Source organism: Ruminococcus sp. MSJ-25 (assembly GCF_018917825.1).
Lineage (GTDB): Bacteria > Bacillota > Clostridia > Oscillospirales > Ruminococcaceae > Hominimerdicola > Hominimerdicola aceti.
The window spans coordinates 41,264-58,256 of sequence record NZ_JAHLPI010000011.1 but is presented as its reverse complement, the minus strand read 5'-3'; the positions used below and the strand labels follow the sequence as shown (position 1 = coordinate 58,256).

The window sequence follows — 16,993 nt, the reverse complement described above, 5'->3', positions numbered from 1 at the left end:
ATGAGAGGTAGGCTCCTTTTCTTTTGAATTTTGTTGTGGTGACTTTATTCTATCAGATTTTTGCCTATCTCTCTTTTCTTTTTTCTGAACTTTTGTCCAATATCTATTGTAGCACTACAAAAAATTTATTCAAATAGATAACTTCCAATTGACAACGCCAACAAATCGTGCTATCATAAAGTAAGACAAAGTACACTTTTACATTACGGGGGTGTTTTATGGATACCCGTGTGGCAATACTTGCAATAATCGCACACGATAACGGCTCTGCGCAGGAGATAAACGCAATTCTTCATGAGCATGCCGAGTATATAATAGGACGAATGGGTCTGCCATACCGAGAGCGTGGCATGAACATAATAAGTGTGGCAGTTGACGCTCCGCAGGACGTTATAAATTCTCTTGCAGGCAAGATAGGCAGGCTTGAGGGCGTGACCGCCAAGACACTTTATTCGCCACAGTAAAAATCTAATAAATATTTGTGACCCTGACGCCGAAAACGAGTTTTCTCCTTTAAGGCGAAAGAATACACATCAAGCAGAAAACTGCACTATCGTGTGGTCTTGTTTTGCTATAGAAAAGCTGTATCCATAGGGGTATGGCTTATTTTTTTGAGAGGAGCTTTTGCAATGGGACTTAATGACGCACCAAGCGGAGAACGTATACATATAGGATTTTTCGGCAGACGAAACGCAGGAAAATCAAGCGTTGTGAATGCAGTAACAAATCAGGATCTTGCAGTGGTATCCGATACGAAAGGCACTACCACCGACCCTGTTACAAAGGCAATGGAGCTTTTGCCCCTCGGCCCTGTTGTGATAATAGATACCCCCGGCTTTGACGACGAGGGCGAGCTTGGAGAGCTTCGTGTGAAGAAAACTAAGCAGATTCTAAACAGAACAGATTGCGCCGTTCTTGTTACCGATTGCACCTTGCCCCTTGGCGACTGCGAAAAACAGCTTATCTCAATATTCAAAGAGAAAAACATACCCTTTATTATAGCCAAAAACAAAGCCGACCTGCTCACTGATATCCCAAAAGATGAGGGCGCAGTGTACGTCAGTGCAAAAGAGAAAACAGGCATAGAGGAGCTTAAAAACGCCGTTGCAAAGCTCACTGAAACAGACACCATGACAATGAAGCTTGTGGGTGACCTTATAAAGCCTGACGATATGGTGGTGCTTGTCACCCCTATCGACAGCGCCGCACCAAAGGGCAGGCTTATCCTGCCACAACAGCAGGCAATAAGAGATGTTCTTGAAGCAAACGCCTGTGCAGTGGTGGTAAGAGAGACCGAGCTTTCAGGAGTGCTTGGCAGGATAGAGAAGCCTGCACTTGTTATAACGGATAGTCAGGCTTTCGCAAGAGTTTCAAAGGATACTCCCGGGGATATCCCTCTCACCTCGTTTTCTATCCTTATGGCTAGATATAAGGGCTTTCTTGACGCCGCTGTAAAGGGCGTGAAAGCTATCGACGATCTTAAAGACGGTGACAAGGTGCTTATCTCAGAGGGCTGTACACATCACAGACAGTGCGGTGATATAGGCTCTGTGAAGCTTCCGAACTGGCTGAAAGAATACACAGGCAAGAAACTTGATATAACATTGTCCTCAGGTCATGGCTTTCCGGAGGAGCTTTCAGACTTTGCGCTTTGCATACACTGTGGCGGCTGTATGCTCGGCTCAAAAGAGCTTACCTACAGAATGAAATGTGCTTGTGACGCAGGCGTGCCGTTCACAAATTACGGCATTGCAATTGCCTATATGAAAGGTATTCTCAAACGTAGCATAGAAGTGTTTCCACATCTTGTAAAGGAGCTTGAAGATCACAATGGCGGTCAGAGAACTTATTGATAAACTAAACTGCGAGAAAAAGCTTTCCCACGATGAATGGGTGAAGCTTATAAAAGAATATGACGAGAGCGACAGAGCCTATGCCGCAGAGCTTGCAAGGGGCATTTCGCAGGAAATGTTCGGCAGGGATATCTACATAAGGGGCATAGTGGAGTTTTCAAACATCTGCAAAAATGATTGTCTTTACTGTGGCATAAGGCGTTCAAACGGCAACGTCAGCAGATACAGGCTCACCGCCGAGGAGATCTTGCAGTGCTGTGACGAGGGCTACGGCTATGGCTTCCGTACCTTTGTGCTTCAAAGCGGTGAGGACGCTTTCTATGACAGAGAAATGCTTTGTGGTATCGTCAGAGAGATAAAAAAACGCCACCCCGATTGTGCGGTGACATTGTCCCTAGGTGAGAAAAGCCGTGAGGACTATGAAGCCTTTTTCAATGCAGGTGCAGACAGATATCTTCTCAGGCACGAAACCGCCGACGAGGAGCATTACAAAAAGCTCCACCCAGCCGAAATGTCTTGGAAAAACCGAATGGAGTGTCTTTCAGATCTTAAAGAGATAGGCTATCAGACAGGCTGTGGAATGATGATAGGCTCGCCGTATCAGACGGCGGAGTGCCTTGCTGAGGATATGGAGTTTATGTGCGGTTTTAAGCCTGAAATGATAGGCATTGGACCTTTTCTCCCACATAAGGACACGCCTTTCAGAAGCTGTCCGCAAGGCTCATATGAGCTTACTCTCTTTCTGTTAAGCATTTGCAGGATAATGCTCCCCGACGTTCTTTTGCCTGCCACCACAGCCCTTGGTACTATTGACCCCAAAGGGAGAGAACAAGGGGTGCTGTCAGGTGCGAACGTTATAATGCCGAATTTGTCCCCTGTGGCAGTGAGAAAAAAATATATGCTCTATGACAACAAGATATGCACAGGTGACGAGTCTGCACAGTGCAGGGCTTGCCTTGAAAGACGAATGGAGTCCATAGACTATAAAATAAAGATATCAAGAGGAGATCACAGATAATGATAAAGCTTGCTTTTTACGGAAAAGGCGGAATAGGAAAGTCAACGGCGGCATCAAACGTCAGTGTTGCACTTGCACAAAAAGGGCTGAAGGTCATGCAGATAGGCTGTGACCCAAAGGCTGACTCCACCATATTTCTCCATGGGGGAGAGAGGATACCCACCGTTCTTGACCTTGTGCGAAAAGGCGAAAGCTTTGACCTTGAAGATATGGTAAGGGTAGGCTATAACGGTGTTGTGTGCGTTGAAGCAGGAGGTCCGGTCCCGGGGCTTGGCTGTGCAGGCAGAGGTATAATCGCCGCTTTGGAGGAGCTTGAAAAAAAGGGCGCATATGAAAAATATCAGCCTGACGTTGTTATCTATGACGTCCTCGGCGACGTGGTGTGCGGAGGTTTTTCAATGCCAATGCGAAAGGGCTATGCCGATAAGGTGTTTATCATCACATCAGGCGAGAGTATGTCTGTATATGCCGCCGCAAACATCGCAATGGCGGTGGAAAATTTCAAAAGCCGTGGATATGCTTCACTTGGCGGTTTTATCCTCAATAAACGCAACGTAAAAAACGAGGAGGAGAAAGCGGCAGAGCTTGCGGCTGATTTTCACAGCTCTGTGATAGCAGAGATAGACCGAAGCGACCTTGTGAGCGAAGCTGAGGATATGCGTAAAACTGTCATGGAAGCTTTTCCTGACAGCACTGTGGCAGAGCAGTATAAAACCCTTGCGGATAAGATAGCCGAGCTTTGCGGTATGGGAGAAGAAAAATGATAAAAGAGAGCGGCATAAATATAACGAAGGCTGATTTTCCTGCACCATTTCAAAGCGGACTTGAATACAATCCTCCCACAAGAGGTGTGTGGAATATCGTCCATACTGGTATGCTTATCCCTGAGTCACGGCAGATATTTGTCTGTGCACAGGGCTGTTTAAGGGGCGTTATCCTCACGGCGGCAGAAATGAACGCCATGGATAGAATGTCATGGGTGACTGTTTCTGAGCAGGATCTGTATGACGGCACTATGGAGCAGGACGTTATAGACGGAGTGAGGGATATAATAAACAGGCTTGAGGAAAAGCCAAAATGCGTTTTGCTTTTTTTAAGCTGCGTCCACCTTTTTGCAGGCTGTGACTTCAAAATGATAATAGACGAGCTTTCGGCATTGTTTCCGCAGGTGCATTTTATAGATTGCTACATGACGCCAACCATGAGAAAGTCTATCTCTCCTGACAGCCTTATGAGAAAACAGCTTTACGAGCCGCTTGAAAAGTGCGAAAAGAAGCCTAAAACGGCGGCTATAATAGGCTGTGACAGAGCCACGGACGAAGCCTCCGAGCTTGTAAAAATAATAAACTCAGCAGGCTTTGAGCTTCTTGACATAACAAAGTGCAGGACCTATGAGGAGTATCTCTCCATGGCGGAAAGCTCTTTGAATATCACCTATATCCCCACGGCAAAGCCGTCAGGAGAGGAACTTGAAAAGCGACTTGGCACAAAGCATTTGTATCTGCCCTTGTGCTATGGCTATGATGAGATAGAGAAAAATTACAGCAGGCTTTGCACCCAGCTTGGTGTGAAAATGCCTGACTTTTCTGCTGACAGAGAAGCCGCCGACAAGGCTCTTGCAAATGCCCTTGAGATAGTGGAAAATATGCCTATAGCCGTGGATTATACTGCTCTGCCAAGACCCCTTGGCTTTTGCAGACTTCTTGCAGAGAAAGGCTTCAATGTGAAGCGTTGCTACGCCGACAGCTTTTCAGAGGAGGAAAGGGCAGACTTTCAGTGGCTGAAAGCCCATTGCCACGACCTTGAAATTCTCCCTACTGTGAATGTGAAAATGGAGTTTTCACATTGCGAAGAAAAATATCTTGCGGTAGGTCAGAAAGCGGCTTTTTTCTGCCAGACCGATAACTTTGTTGATATAGTCGCAGGGGGCGGGGGATACGGCTTCGAGGGCATAAAAAGGCTTGCAGAGCTTATAGCTGAGGGAGCAGTAAACAAAAAGGACAGACGTAAGGTGATACAACACAAGGGCTGGGGGTGTGAAAGCTGTCTATGAATGCAAAAGTGATATCCATATATGCGGCGGATACTTCGGGAGTATGCTCGGCGCTTTATGAGCTTGGTGGAATGACCGTCGTCCATGACGCTTCGGGCTGTAACTCCACCTACGCCACCCATGACGAGCCACGCTGGTATGACCGCAAAAGCATGATATATATTTCTGCACTAACAGAAGCGGACGCCGTTATGGGCAATGACGGCAAGTTCATTCGTGATGTGGCAAAAGCGGCAGGTGAGCTTTCACCTAAATTCATAGCCATTTGCGGTTCGCCAATGCCTGCAATGACAGGCTTTGACTACAGTTCAGCCGCTGAGGAGATAGAGAGTCAAACGGGTCTGACCACATTTTTCGTTGATACCAACGGCACTCATTCCTATCTTCAAGGAGCAGAGGGAGCTTTCCTTAATATCGCAAAGCTTTTCTGCCGTGAGGGAAAAGAAAAGAAGGCAAATTCAGTGAATATTATTGGTGCAACGCCTCTTGACTTTTCAGTGAACACAAGCGTAAGCTCTATAAAAAAGTGGCTTTTGGATAACAGCTTTTCAGTGCAAAGCTGTTTTGCTATGGACAGCAGTCTTGATGAGATCTCTACCGCACCACAGGCGGCTGTAAGCCTTGTTATATCCTCAGACGGGATAGCTGCGGCAAAGTATCTTTTTGATACCTATGGAGTGCCATATGTTGTGGGCGTGCCTGTGGGAAAAAGCTTTTCCAAAAAGCTTTCCGCTGACCTGAAAAGAGCAGTGTCAGAGGGCGTTTGTATAAATTCCTGCGGTGAAAAAGCTGTAGAGAATGCTCATATGATAGTTGCAGGGGAAAGCGTTTTTGCTTCTTCCCTTGGGGCTGAACTTGGCGCAAAAACTGTGGCGACAGTTGGCGTAAGAAACAGTGATGTGCTGTCAGGGACGGACATTTTCTGCGAGGAAGAAGCAGAGCTTGAAAAGCTTTTTTCACAGCATAAGACCGTCATAGCAGACCCGCTTTTCAGACCTATATGCAAAGGGGCAAGCTTTATTTCACTGCCACACGTTGCTTTTTCGGGAAGATGTTTTCTTAAAGATATCCCCGATCTGATAGATAAAGATGTAAGCAAAATACTTAACCTATAAAAAGGAGGAACGTGCTTTCGCACGGATACTTTTATGATAAAAATAGCCGTTTACGGAAAGGGCGGAATAGGAAAATCCACTGTTACGGGAAATCTTGCCGCCGCATTCGCAAGTCTTGGAAAAAGAGTTATACAAATTGGCTGTGACCCTAAGGCTGATTCCACCATAAATCTTTTGGGCGGCGAGCCTGTTATGCCTGTGATGAATTATCTCAGAGAACATGACGATGAGCCTGAGAGCATAGAGGAGATATCAAAAGAGGGCTATGGCGGAGTGCTTTGTATCGAAACAGGTGGCCCTACCCCCGGGCTTGGCTGTGCAGGCAGAGGTATAATCACCACGTTCAGCCTGCTTGAGGACTTGAAACTATTTGAAAAATATAAGCCTGACGTTGTGCTCTATGACGTTCTCGGAGACGTTGTGTGCGGAGGTTTCGCCGCACCTATCAGAGAGGGCTACGCCTCAAAGGTGCTTATCGTCACCTCAGGCGAGAAAATGGCATTGTATGCCGCAAATAATATAAACAGTGCGGTGAAAAACTTTGCCGACAGAAGCTATGCAAAAGTCCGTGGTATCGTCATGAACAGGCGAAACGTTGAGGGCGAGGAAGAAAAGGTCAGAGCCTTTGCAGAAAGCGCAGGGCTTGATATCGTTGCGGATATACCAAGAAGCGACGATATCATCAGATGTGAGGATAAGGGCATGACCGTCATAGAGGGCGAGCCTGATTGTCAGGCGGCAAAATGCTTTTTGAAGCTTGCCCAGACCCTTATGCAGGAGGACAACGATGACTAAAGCGTTTTACATAACGGCGGTGGAGCTTGCCCAAAGGGGAAAAGATAATATCCCTGACGAGCTTCTTTCGGCAAAGCACCTTATCTACAGCTCCCCTGCAACATTGGCGTTCAATTCACCGGGAGCGCAGGGCTTTGGTGTAAAAAGAGCAGGACTTGCAGTGCCAAATTCGGTTATGCTTCTTGTGGCTCCTGCCTGCTGTGGACGAAACACCACTATGCTCAGTGCGGAAAGCGGCTATGGCGACAGATTTTTCTACCTGCTTCTTGACGATACCGATATCGTCACAGGCAGACACCTCACAAAGATACCAAAAGCCGTGGAGGAGGTATGTCAAAGCCTTGATTACACTCCCTCAGCGGTGATGATATGTATAACCTGCGTTGACGCTCTCCTCGGCACTGATATGGACAGAGTGTGCAGAAAATCCAGCGACCGAGCAGGCGTGCCTGTTGTGCCATGCTATATGTATGCCCTTACAAGGGAAAAGCGTCTGCCCCCTATGGCTTCAGTGCGAAAATCGGTGTATTCCCTTTTGAAACCTCGCGAGAGAAAGTCTGACGAGGTGAATATCCTCGGTTATTTCTCACCCTTGCAGGAGGATTGCGAGCTTTACAGCCTGCTCAAAAGTGCAGGCGTAAAGACCATAAGGGAGCTTTCAAGGTGCGATACCTTCGAGGAATATGAAAAAATGTCGCAGGCAAATTTTTCTCTTGTACTCAATGCGGAAGCAAGATATGCCGCCCAGCAAATGGAGCAGGAGCTTAACATACCTTTTATAGAGCTTGCGAGAGTTTTTCAGGCTGACAAGATATCTACGCAGTATCGTCTGCTGGGTCAGGCCATAGGAGCGGAGCTTTGCGATAAAGAGTATTATGAGCAGACCATGGCTCTTATAGATGATTTCAGAGAAAAGCATAAAGGGCTGTGCTTTGCAGTGGGTGAGTTTTCAAACTGCGACCCTATAGAAATGGCATTGGCTCTTATAAGATACGGCTTTCAGGTGGCGGAGATATTTGGCACTGTGGGGGAGCGAAATTTCGGCTTTGTGAAAAAGATAGCACAGCTTTCCCCTGAAACGAAGATATATTCAAACCTCTCACCAACAATGCTCTTTTATGAGCCTGATGAGAGTGTGAACGTTTATATCGGCAAGGACTGTGCCTATTACCACCCTGACATAGCAGGAGCGGACTTCAATGACGAGATACAGCCTTTCGGCTATGCAGGAGTGAAAAAGCTGTTTTGCGACCTTGAAAAGGCACTTGACAGGAAAGGAGCGGAGGATAAATGAAAAATCTTTTGAAGCTTTTGTCACCCTTTGCCCCTGACCAATCAGGTGCGTCGGCAGTGCTTTACGAGCTTGAAGGACTAATGGTAATATGTGACGCAGGCGGCTGTGCAGGCAACGTCTGTGGCTTTGACGAGCCAAGGTGGTTTACCAAAAAGAGCGCAGTTTTCAGCGCGGGGCTTCGTGATATGGACGCAATTTTAGGACGTGACGACAGGCTCATCGAAAAGCTCTCCAAAGCCTGTGAGCAGATAAGACCAGCCTTCACCGCCATAATAGGCACACCTGTGCCTGCTGTCATCGCAACAGATATGAGAGCGTTGAAACGAATGGCAGAGAAGAAAACAGGACTTCCTTGCATAACAGCCGAGTGTACAGGCACGAACTATTATGACAGTGGTTCAGAGCCGGTGTGGATAGAGCTTTTCAAGACCTTTGCCACTGAGAGCAAGCCTGTTCAGAAAGGCAGGCTTGGCATTATAGGTGCAACGCCTTTGGAGCTTAGTATCATAAGCTCCGAGAGGATAGTTGCGGAATATAAGGCAAGGGGTTGGGAGAATGTTATATGCTACGGCATGGGAAGCACCCTTGATGATGTGAAAAATGCGGCTGCGGCAGAGATGAACATAGTCTGTTCAGCGGCGGCAATAAAGGCGGCGGAGTATCTCAAAGAAAAGTTCGGCACGCCTTATGAGATAGAATATCCACGAAGCTGTCTGCCTGAGGAGATAGTGCAAAAAGCTGATAACTTTGCGGATAAAAAAGTTCTTGTGATACATAACCAAACAGCGGCTGACGCTGTGAGAAAGCTTATCACAGAAAAAAGCGGCAAGTGTCATTGCACATCGGCAACGTTTTTTATGCAGAAAAAGGAGCTTTCACAGCAGAGTGATTTTTTCCTTGCAGACGAAAGCGACCTTTGCGACAATGTTGGTGATAACTATGACGTTGTTATCGCAGACAAGACCCTCAGACGTGTTACGAAAAATTTCAGCGGCGAGTTTATAGACTTTCCGCATTTCGGACTTTCAGGCAGACTTTTGCAGGGAGAGAGTGAAAAGATATGACAGAAGAAATTATAGAACGTCTTGAAGAATATCTCGGCTCAGAGGAGTTTGAATATGAAGCTGAAAACTGCATGGAGGAGCTTGACGAAAGCGGCGAGGGCATAAACGCAGTTTTGCCTTTGCTTAGATTTCTCGAAAGACACCCCATGGCTGATATCAGCATGACAAGTGCCGTGGTGAGATATATGGAGCAGTTTTACGGCAGAGGTTACGAGGACATTCTCATGGACTCCGTTCGTCGCAGACCTACAGTGCATACTGTGAGAATGTTAGGCAGGCTCAGAAATGCTGCCATAGATGAGGGTCAGGACGGTGAGGAGTTTGAGGACGTGCTTATAGACGTTCTCAGCAGTGAAGCAGAGGACGAGATAAAGGATACCGTCAGGGAGCTTATCTGATGAAAACTGAGATGATTCGTGTTTATGGTATCGTTCAGGGCGTGGGCTTCCGACCTTTTGTTAGCCGTGAAGCGTCAGACCTTGGACTTTGCGGCACTGTGGCAAACAAAGGCTCTTATGTTGAGATACACGCACAGGGCAGTGAAAAGGCTGTGGACGAGCTGAAAAAAGCCCTTGAAAGCCGTCCCCCTGAGCGTTCGGTGATAATGGAGATAATTTCCGCCCATGCCGACGAACCGCCTTTTGACAGCTTTGAGATAATCGACAGCGAAAAGGAAAAAGGGGATATTTTCGTATCCCCTGACATCGCTGTGTGCGAAAAATGCAAGGAAGAGCTTTTCGACAAAACAAACAGAAGATACCACCACCCTTTTATAAACTGTACTCAGTGCGGCCCACGGCTCACTATTATGGACTCTATGCCCTATGACAGAGTTCGCACCACAATGGCTGACTTTCCAATGTGCAAAGACTGCGAGGAGGAGTACACCGACCCTGCCACAAGGCGTTATGACGCCCAGCCTGTGTGCTGTAATGAGTGCGGCCCTGAGGTCTATATCATAGGCAGTGAAAAGAAAGGTGCTGAGGCTATCACAGCCGCAAGAGAAGCCGTCATGGCAGGGAAGATAATCGCTGTCAAAGGCATAGGCGGTTTTCACCTTTGCTGTGACGCAAAAAACGAGAGCGCAGTGAAAAGGCTCAGAAAGCTTAAAAACCGCCCTGCAAAACCACTTGCCGTTATGCTGAAGGATATTTCTGCCGCAAGGCGTGAATGCGATTTTGGCGAAGCGCAGGAAAAGCTTCTCACAGGCTGGCAAAAGCCTATCGTGCTTCTTGATAAAAAAACTAGCGGAAGCCTTTGCGAAAGCGTTGCACCCGATAATCCTACAGTGGGAGTAATGCTCCCTTATGCCCCTTTGCACCTGCTTCTTTTTAATTACGATGACGGCGTGGAAATGACCGACAGCCTTGTTATGACCAGCGGAAACGTCCGTGGCGCACCTATCTGTCGAAGCGACGAGGACGCACTCAGCGAAATAGCAGGCTTCTGCGACCTGATATTATCCCACAACAGACGTATCTTGATACGCTCAGACGATACTGTCATGGATACATTTGAGGGCAAGCCTTACATAATAAGGCGTTCAAGAGGATATGCACCATTGCCTGTTATGACATCATGCAGTGATAAAGGTCAGACCCTTGCCATAGGCGGTGAGCTTAAAAATACGTTCTGTATCAGAAAGGAAAGCCTTTATTATCTCTCTTCCTATGTGGGGGATATGGCTGATATCCGCACTGTAAAGGCGCTTGAGGAGTCCGTGAAGCGTATGTGCGAACTTCTGGAAGCAACACCGCAAAACGTAGTCTGCGATATGCACCCCAAATACAATACAGTTGCATTTGCCGAGGGGCTTGACCTGCCTCTGAAAAAAATCCAGCACCATTATGCTCATATCCTATCCTGCATGGCAGAAAACGACTATAGCGAAAAGGTCATAGGCGTATCATATGACGGCACAGGCTTTGGCACAGACGGCACCATATGGGGAGGAGAGATACTTCTCTGCGACCGCACCGGCTTTGAGCGTATGGGAAGCATAAAGCCCTTCATGCAGGTGGGCGGCGACCTTTCCTCTAAAGAGGGCTGGCGTATTGCCGCAACGATAGCAGGCTCAGCCTATGGGGAAAGGGGCGGAGAGATCTGTGAAAAGCTTGGTATTTGTACAGCGAAAGAGTACAAGCTTCTGTCCGTAATGGCAGAGAAAAAAGTAAACGCAGTAAGCTCCACAAGCGCAGGACGGCTTTTTGACGCCGCGTCTGCGGTGCTTGGCATAAGGCGTTCTTCTACCTTTGAGGGCGAAGCTTCCATGGCGTTGCAGTTTGCGGCAGAAAAATTCAGCCGTGAGCCTTTCGGTATTTACGAGCCTATGGAAAAGCTCACTGCCGAAAAAGAGGGCAGGATAATGCTCTGCACTCAGGCTCTTATCAAGCGTCTTTGCCAGGGTATGCAAAATGGTGAGGACAAAAACCGCCTTGCCTATGAGTTCCACTCACTTCTTGCGGATATGACGGTGCAGGCGTGCAGGACCATAAGCGAGAGAACAGGCGTAAAGGTCTGTGCCTTGAGCGGGGGAGTTTTTCAGAACAAGCTTCTGCTTAAAATGGTGAAGTGCCGCCTTGAAAAAATGGGGCTTAGAGTGCTTATCCACAGCCTTGTGCCTGCCAATGACGGTGGTATAGCGTTGGGACAAGCGTTTTATCTGAATGAGGAATGAGGAGTGAGGAATGAGGAGTGAGGAATGAGGAATTAAGGTATCGCCTGCGGCGATGATTTTCTTATTCTGTAGGGGCGACCTTTGGTCGCCTGAGACTGTTGAAAAATACCAAAATAACAGGCGAACGCTGTTCGCCCCTACATATAAACAGCGTATTTACGCCAATTGTAGGGGACGGCGCCCTCGACGTCCCGCTTTTGTCGAACTTTTTCAATAAGCTGGGGCGACCTTGGGTCGCCTGTGTATCTCATTTCTGATTTTGTGATATAGATTAAATTTTTTTGGAGGTATTGATATGTGTGTAGGTTTATCTGCAAAGGTAGTAAGTGTAAACGAGGGCACTGCTGTTATTGACGCAAGCGGTGCAAAAAGAGAGGTATCTGCTGACCTTATCGACGATCTCGAGGTAGGGGATTATGTCATGGTACACGCAGGGGTGGCTATCGCAAAGATAACCTCTGACGATAGCGAAGAAACTGACGAGATAATGGAGAGTATCCAATGAACACTATAGAAAATGCAAAGGAGATAATAAGCTCCTACAAACGTGATGACGGCAAAAAGCTTCGCATAATGGAGGTCTGCGGTACTCACACCCACGAGATTTTCAGGCTTGGCATAAGAAAGCTCCTTCCTGAGAGCGTTGAGCTTATCTCAGGTCCTGGCTGTCCTGTGTGCGTTACCCCTATTGGCTTTATCGACGAGGCTTGTATGCTCGCCCTTGAAAAAGGTGCGGTGATATGCACTTTCGGCGACCTTATAAGAGTACCCGGTACAGAAATGAGCCTTGCAGGAGCAAGGTCAAAGGGTGCTGTGATAAAGACAGTCTATTCGCCCCTTGATGCAGTTTCATATGCCGAAAGCCATAGAGATGAGCAGGTGGTATTTCTCGCCGTTGGCTTTGAAACTACCACCCCCTCAGCCTGTCTTGCAGTAGAAAAAGCGAAAAAGCTGGGGCTTGAAAACTTTTCTATTCTTGGTGCAAACAAGACCATGCCAAACGCCTATAAGGCTTTGGAGGGAAGTGCAGACGCATTTTTGTACCCCGGTCATGTCAACGCTATCACAGGCACAGCCGTGTGCGAGGAGCTTGTGAAAAAGGGCGTTTCAGGCGTTGTTACGGGCTTCACGGCGGCGGAGCTTCTCACGGCTCTTGCTGTTACCATAGAGCTTTCTCAGCGTGGCGAGCCGTTTTTCAGAAACTGCTATCCTAGAGTAGTAAAGCCCGAGGGCAATCCTGCCGCCATAAAGCTTATGGAAAAGGTCATGACCCCCTGCGACAGCGAGTGGCGTGGACTTGGTATTATCCCAATGTCAGGCATGATACTCCGTGACGAATATGCTGACTTTGACGCACGAAAGAAATTCGCCCTGCCGAAAATAACAGGCAAGCCAAACCCAGCCTGCCGCTGTGGAGATGTTTTGCAGGGCAAGTGCAAGCCCTCAGACTGTAAAGTTTTCGGCAAGGTCTGTACACCGCTGCACCCTATAGGTGCGTGCATGGTGTCAAATGAGGGCGCTTGCTCGGCATATTATCAGTATGGCAATTTGTAAAATAAACTATCCGAAAAGAGGAATAATTATGACAGATAAATTTGTTACCCTTGCCCACGGTGCAGGAGGAAAGCAGACTTCCGAGCTTATCGACCGTGTGTTCAAGGAGCATTTCGCTAACCCTGACCTGACCGCAGACGATGCTGCCGTGCTTTCCATGGAAAAGGGCAAGATAGCATTCACCACAGACGGCTTTATAGTTTCTCCTTATGAGTTCGCAGGAGGAAATATCGGCAAGCTAAGTATTTGCGGCACTGTGAACGACCTTTCCTGCATGGGCGCAAAGCCTTTGTATCTCTCATGTGCTTTCGTTATCGAGGAGGGCTTTCCAATGGATAAGCTTGAGGAGATAGCCGCCGCCATGGCAAAGACCGCCAAGGAAGCAGGTGTCGAGATATGTGCAGGTGACACAAAGGTGGCAGGAAAAGGTCAGGTAGACGGAGTTTTTATCACCACCACGGGCATAGGCAGGATAATGGACAACGCCAACACCTCAGGCAAGCTTGCCAAAGCAGGCGACGCTGTTATAGTGTCAGGTGATATCGGCAGACACGGCTGTACCATACTTTTAGCTCGTGACGAGTTCGGCATAGAGGCAGACGTAACAAGCGATTGTGCACCCCTCTGGGCAAACGTAAAAGCAATGTTCGACGTTACAAACGATATCCACGTTATCCGTGACGCAACAAGAGGCGGTGTAGGCACTGTTCTTTACGAGATAGCAGGTCAAAGCGGTGTGGGAATAACCTTAGATGCAGCGAAAATACCTGTTGCGGACGAGGTGAAAGGCGTGTGCGGTATGCTGGGCTTAGAACCATTGTATCTTGCCTGCGAGGGCAGACTTGTTATATTCGCACCAAAGGACAAAGCGGAGGACATCGTTTCAGCCCTGAGAAAATGCAAAAACTCAGAGAACGCCGCTGTCATAGGCGAGGTCACAGAGGATAACGCAGGCAGAGTTGTAATGAAAACAGAGATAGGCTCACAGACCCTTCTTCCACAGCCGGGCGGAGAGCTTCTCCCTAGAATTTGCTGATATCAAATAATGTATGGGAGCAGCGCAATTTCTGCTTTGCAGAAATACGACGTCCCGTTTAGCGTTTGTCTGTTTTCCATGAATTTCTGCACTGTTACATCGTAGGGGCGAACAGTGTTCGCCCGCCTGATTTTCTCGCAAACTTATGTTGAAAGCCGCATTTGGGAATATTGAGCCAAAAATTGCGTGGATATCATGAGTTTGTCAGGCAAACAAAACGGGCGAACACTGTTCGCCCCTACATATATGGAATATAAAAAAGCGGAACTGTTCAGCATGATTTGAACAGTTCCGTTTTTTATCTGTAAGACCCTATCGCCTCAATAGTCTTTGCTATATCCTCGTCACTGTGAGCATAGGAAACGAACATCGCCTCGAATTGCGACGGTGCAGTGTAAATGCCGCTTTGAAGCATATGGCGGTAGTATCTGCCGTAGCTTTCCGTGTCGCAAGCCCTTGCCTCATCATAGCTTTTCACTCTCTCGTCATTGAAAAATACCGTCATAAGCGAACCACAGCGATTCACGTTCAGACCCTTTTCCCTTATGGCATTCTCTATCATAGACGACTTTCTGTCAAGCTCCTCATAGAAGTTTGGTATGCTTTCTATCTGCCTGATAGTTTCTATTCCTGCCGCCACTGCGCATGGGTTTCCCGACAGCGTTCCTGCCTGATAAACAGAGCCTAGTGGTGCAACGCACTGCATTATCTCAAGCTTTCCCCCATAGCAGGCAAGGGGCATTCCGCCACCCACTATCTTGCCAAGGGTGGTCATGTCAGGGGTAACTCCGAAATATTTTGAAGCTCCCCCCTCTGAAAGCCTGAAGCCCGTTATAACTTCGTCAAATATAAGCACAGTTCCGTGCTTTTTCGTTATCTCCCTGAGAAATTCAAGAAAGCCCTTTTCAGGCGGAACAACGCCCATGTTCGCGGCGCATGGTTCAACGATAAGTGCGGCTATCTCGCTGCCGTATTCCTCAAAAAGCTTTTCCACAGACTCGGTGTCATTGTATTTTGCAAGAAGCGTGTCCTTTGTGCAGCCCTCTGTCACTCCTGCACCCGATGGGATAGCCTGCGTCATAAGTCCAGAGCCTGCCTTTACAAGCAATCCGTCCGAGTGACCATGGTAACAGCCCTCGAATTTTATTATCTTGTCCCTGCCTGTGAAACCTCTTGCGGCTCTTATTGCACTCATGACAGCTTCCGTGCCTGAGTTTACGAGCCTGAGCATCTCCATAGACGGAAAGTGCTTTTTTATAAGCTCAGCCAAGGTTATCTCGCCCTTGTGGCAAGCACCGAAGGTAAGCCCCTTGTCGCAGGCGGCTTTCACAGCATTTATCACAGGCTCACAGCAGTGACCAAGAATGTTCGGCCCCCATGAGCATACATAGTCGATAAACTCGTTTCCGTCCTCGTCCCATATCCTTGACCCTTTCGCATGGTCGATAAAAAGCGGAACAGTGCCAACCGCCTTGCAGGCTCTAACAGGGCTGTTCACTCCACCGGGCATAAAACCGCAGGCAGTTTTGTAAAGCTGTTCAGACCTTGAAGTGTTCATTACTTGTCCTCCTTTATCCATTTTGCGGCGTCAAGAGCATGGTATGTTATGATAATGTCCGCACCTGCACGCTTTATAGCAGTGAGATTTTCAAGAACGATACGCTTCTCGTCTATCCAGCCAAGCTGTGCCGCCGCTTTTACCATAGAGAACTCACCGCTTACGTTGTATGCCGCAATCGGCAGATCATATCTGTCCCTGGCGGCTCTGAGGATATCAAGATAACAAAGCGCAGGCTTCACCATTACCATGTCAGCCCCCTCCTCAATATCGTCCTCTATCTCACGGAGAGCCTCACGTCCGTTGCAAGGATCCATCTGATATGACTTTCTGTCGCCAAAGCATGGCGCAGACTCAGCGGCGTCACGGAACGGAGAATAATATCCCGAAGCAAATTTTGCACTGTATGACATTATAGGAATATCAGTAAGAGCATTCTCGTCAAGCGCCGCCCTTATTGCCGCAACTCTGCCGTCCATCATGTCGGAGGGTGCGATAATGTCCGCGCCGGCTTTTGCAAGGCTCACCGCCATTTTGCACAGAAGCGGCAAAGTGCTGTCATTGAGTATCTTGTCGCCCTTTACAACTCCGCAGTGTCCATGGCTGGTGTATTCGCAAAGACAAACGTCTGCAATAACGAGCATATCAGGATAGTGTTCCTTGATGTATCTTATTGCCTGCTGTGTAACGCCCTTGTCATTGTAAGCCTCCGTTGCAAGCTCGTCCTTTTTCTCCGGTATGCCGAAAATAAGCAAGCCCGATATCCCGCTGTCTGCTATCTGCGGCAGTATCTGCTCCAGATCGTCGATAGAATACTGATAAACTGTTGGCATAGAGTCAACAGGCTTCATGATGTTATTGCCCTCTGCCACAAAAATCGGGTAGATAAAGTCTGCCGCATTTAATCTTGTTTCGCAAACCATTCTTCTCATTGCTGGGTTTGCCCTTAATCTTCTGAATCTTCGCATTTTTATCT

16 protein-coding genes are annotated in these 16,993 nt (G+C 47.8%); 14 read left to right on the top strand and 2 right to left on the bottom strand.

Annotated features, from left to right (window positions below):
- Nucleotides 1-218 precede the first annotated feature (218 nt).
- From KQH97_RS03365 to hypE, 14 genes are all read left to right on the top strand, one after another.
- On the top strand, nucleotides 219-464 hold the full coding sequence (locus KQH97_RS03365) for a TM1266 family iron-only hydrogenase system putative regulator (protein WP_022287112.1): 246 nt from the start codon (nucleotides 219-221) through the stop codon (nucleotides 462-464).
- A 165-nt stretch (nucleotides 465-629) separates the two neighbouring features.
- Nucleotides 630-1,853 (top strand): [FeFe] hydrogenase H-cluster maturation GTPase HydF, encoded by a 1,224-nt coding sequence (hydF, locus tag KQH97_RS03360; RefSeq protein ID WP_216552730.1) that lies wholly within the window; start codon nucleotides 630-632, stop codon nucleotides 1,851-1,853.
- On the top strand, nucleotides 1,831-2,871 hold the full coding sequence (gene hydE, locus KQH97_RS03355; RefSeq protein WP_216552728.1) for a [FeFe] hydrogenase H-cluster radical SAM maturase HydE: 1,041 nt from the start codon (nucleotides 1,831-1,833) through the stop codon (nucleotides 2,869-2,871). Before hydF ends, hydE begins: the two co-directional genes overlap by 23 nt.
- Nucleotides 2,871-3,635, top strand: coding sequence for a nitrogenase iron protein NifH (locus KQH97_RS03350; RefSeq protein WP_216552726.1), 765 nt, complete (start codon nucleotides 2,871-2,873; stop codon nucleotides 3,633-3,635). The genes hydE and KQH97_RS03350 overlap by 1 nt, the downstream gene beginning before the upstream one ends.
- Complete coding sequence (locus tag KQH97_RS03345) at nucleotides 3,632-4,924, top strand: nitrogenase component 1 (protein ID WP_216552724.1); 1,293 nt, start codon at nucleotides 3,632-3,634, stop codon at nucleotides 4,922-4,924. The genes KQH97_RS03350 and KQH97_RS03345 overlap by 4 nt, the downstream gene beginning before the upstream one ends.
- Nucleotides 4,921-6,039: a nitrogenase component 1 gene (locus KQH97_RS03340; RefSeq protein ID WP_216552722.1), complete on the top strand. Its 1,119-nt coding sequence runs from the start codon at nucleotides 4,921-4,923 to the stop codon at nucleotides 6,037-6,039. Before KQH97_RS03345 ends, KQH97_RS03340 begins: the two co-directional genes overlap by 4 nt.
- A gap of 33 nt (nucleotides 6,040-6,072) precedes the next feature.
- Nucleotides 6,073-6,834: an AAA family ATPase gene (locus KQH97_RS03335; protein WP_117863063.1), complete on the top strand. Its 762-nt coding sequence runs from the start codon at nucleotides 6,073-6,075 to the stop codon at nucleotides 6,832-6,834.
- Nucleotides 6,827-8,128 (top strand): nitrogenase component 1, encoded by a 1,302-nt coding sequence (locus KQH97_RS03330; RefSeq protein WP_216552720.1) that lies wholly within the window; start codon nucleotides 6,827-6,829, stop codon nucleotides 8,126-8,128. Before KQH97_RS03335 ends, KQH97_RS03330 begins: the two co-directional genes overlap by 8 nt.
- Nucleotides 8,125-9,192, top strand: a complete 1,068-nt coding sequence (locus KQH97_RS03325; RefSeq protein WP_216552718.1) for a nitrogenase component 1 — start codon at nucleotides 8,125-8,127, stop codon at nucleotides 9,190-9,192. The genes KQH97_RS03330 and KQH97_RS03325 overlap by 4 nt, the downstream gene beginning before the upstream one ends.
- The gene (locus KQH97_RS03320; protein WP_118164219.1) at nucleotides 9,189-9,590 is read left to right on the top strand and encodes a hypothetical protein; all 402 of its coding nucleotides are present in this window, start codon (nucleotides 9,189-9,191) and stop codon (nucleotides 9,588-9,590) included. Before KQH97_RS03325 ends, KQH97_RS03320 begins: the two co-directional genes overlap by 4 nt.
- On the top strand, nucleotides 9,590-11,869 hold the full coding sequence (hypF, locus tag KQH97_RS03315) for a carbamoyltransferase HypF (RefSeq protein ID WP_216552716.1): 2,280 nt from the start codon (nucleotides 9,590-9,592) through the stop codon (nucleotides 11,867-11,869). The genes KQH97_RS03320 and hypF overlap by 1 nt, the downstream gene beginning before the upstream one ends.
- Before the next feature lie 295 nt (nucleotides 11,870-12,164).
- Nucleotides 12,165-12,374, top strand: coding sequence for a HypC/HybG/HupF family hydrogenase formation chaperone (locus KQH97_RS03310; RefSeq protein WP_022287101.1), 210 nt, complete (start codon nucleotides 12,165-12,167; stop codon nucleotides 12,372-12,374).
- On the top strand, nucleotides 12,371-13,423 hold the full coding sequence (gene hypD / locus KQH97_RS03305) for a hydrogenase formation protein HypD (RefSeq protein WP_216552714.1): 1,053 nt from the start codon (nucleotides 12,371-12,373) through the stop codon (nucleotides 13,421-13,423). The genes KQH97_RS03310 and hypD overlap by 4 nt, the downstream gene beginning before the upstream one ends.
- A gap of 28 nt (nucleotides 13,424-13,451) precedes the next feature.
- Nucleotides 13,452-14,459, top strand: coding sequence for a hydrogenase expression/formation protein HypE (gene hypE, locus KQH97_RS03300; RefSeq protein WP_117863068.1), 1,008 nt, complete (start codon nucleotides 13,452-13,454; stop codon nucleotides 14,457-14,459).
- Between the two features lie 298 nt (nucleotides 14,460-14,757).
- Here the strand turns inward: hypE and hemL are convergent, their stop codons facing one another.
- The gene (gene hemL / locus KQH97_RS03295) at nucleotides 14,758-16,017 is read right to left on the bottom strand and encodes a glutamate-1-semialdehyde 2,1-aminomutase (protein WP_216552712.1); all 1,260 of its coding nucleotides are present in this window, start codon (nucleotides 16,015-16,017) and stop codon (nucleotides 14,758-14,760) included.
- Complete coding sequence (gene hemB, locus KQH97_RS03290) at nucleotides 16,017-16,985, bottom strand: porphobilinogen synthase (protein WP_216552710.1); 969 nt, start codon at nucleotides 16,983-16,985, stop codon at nucleotides 16,017-16,019. Before hemB ends, hemL begins: the two co-directional genes overlap by 1 nt.
- Nucleotides 16,986-16,993: the final 8 nt, after the last annotated feature.

Coding starts and splice junctions, on each gene's coding strand:
- KQH97_RS03365 (WP_022287112.1), top strand. CDS start 219: ATGGATACCCGTGTGGCAATACTTGCAATAATCGCACACGATAACGGC.
- hydF (WP_216552730.1), top strand. CDS start 630: ATGGGACTTAATGACGCACCAAGCGGAGAACGTATACATATAGGATTT.
- hydE (WP_216552728.1), top strand. CDS start 1,831: ATGGCGGTCAGAGAACTTATTGATAAACTAAACTGCGAGAAAAAGCTT.
- KQH97_RS03350 (WP_216552726.1), top strand. CDS start 2,871: ATGATAAAGCTTGCTTTTTACGGAAAAGGCGGAATAGGAAAGTCAACG.
- KQH97_RS03345 (WP_216552724.1), top strand. CDS start 3,632: ATGATAAAAGAGAGCGGCATAAATATAACGAAGGCTGATTTTCCTGCA.
- KQH97_RS03340 (WP_216552722.1), top strand. CDS start 4,921: ATGAATGCAAAAGTGATATCCATATATGCGGCGGATACTTCGGGAGTA.
- KQH97_RS03335 (WP_117863063.1), top strand. CDS start 6,073: ATGATAAAAATAGCCGTTTACGGAAAGGGCGGAATAGGAAAATCCACT.
- KQH97_RS03330 (WP_216552720.1), top strand. CDS start 6,827: ATGACTAAAGCGTTTTACATAACGGCGGTGGAGCTTGCCCAAAGGGGA.
- KQH97_RS03325 (WP_216552718.1), top strand. CDS start 8,125: ATGAAAAATCTTTTGAAGCTTTTGTCACCCTTTGCCCCTGACCAATCA.
- KQH97_RS03320 (WP_118164219.1), top strand. CDS start 9,189: ATGACAGAAGAAATTATAGAACGTCTTGAAGAATATCTCGGCTCAGAG.
- hypF (WP_216552716.1), top strand. CDS start 9,590: ATGAAAACTGAGATGATTCGTGTTTATGGTATCGTTCAGGGCGTGGGC.
- KQH97_RS03310 (WP_022287101.1), top strand. CDS start 12,165: ATGTGTGTAGGTTTATCTGCAAAGGTAGTAAGTGTAAACGAGGGCACT.
- hypD (WP_216552714.1), top strand. CDS start 12,371: ATGAACACTATAGAAAATGCAAAGGAGATAATAAGCTCCTACAAACGT.
- hypE (WP_117863068.1), top strand. CDS start 13,452: ATGACAGATAAATTTGTTACCCTTGCCCACGGTGCAGGAGGAAAGCAG.
- hemL (WP_216552712.1), bottom strand. CDS start 16,017: ATGAACACTTCAAGGTCTGAACAGCTTTACAAAACTGCCTGCGGTTTT.
- hemB (WP_216552710.1), bottom strand. CDS start 16,985: ATGCGAAGATTCAGAAGATTAAGGGCAAACCCAGCAATGAGAAGAATG.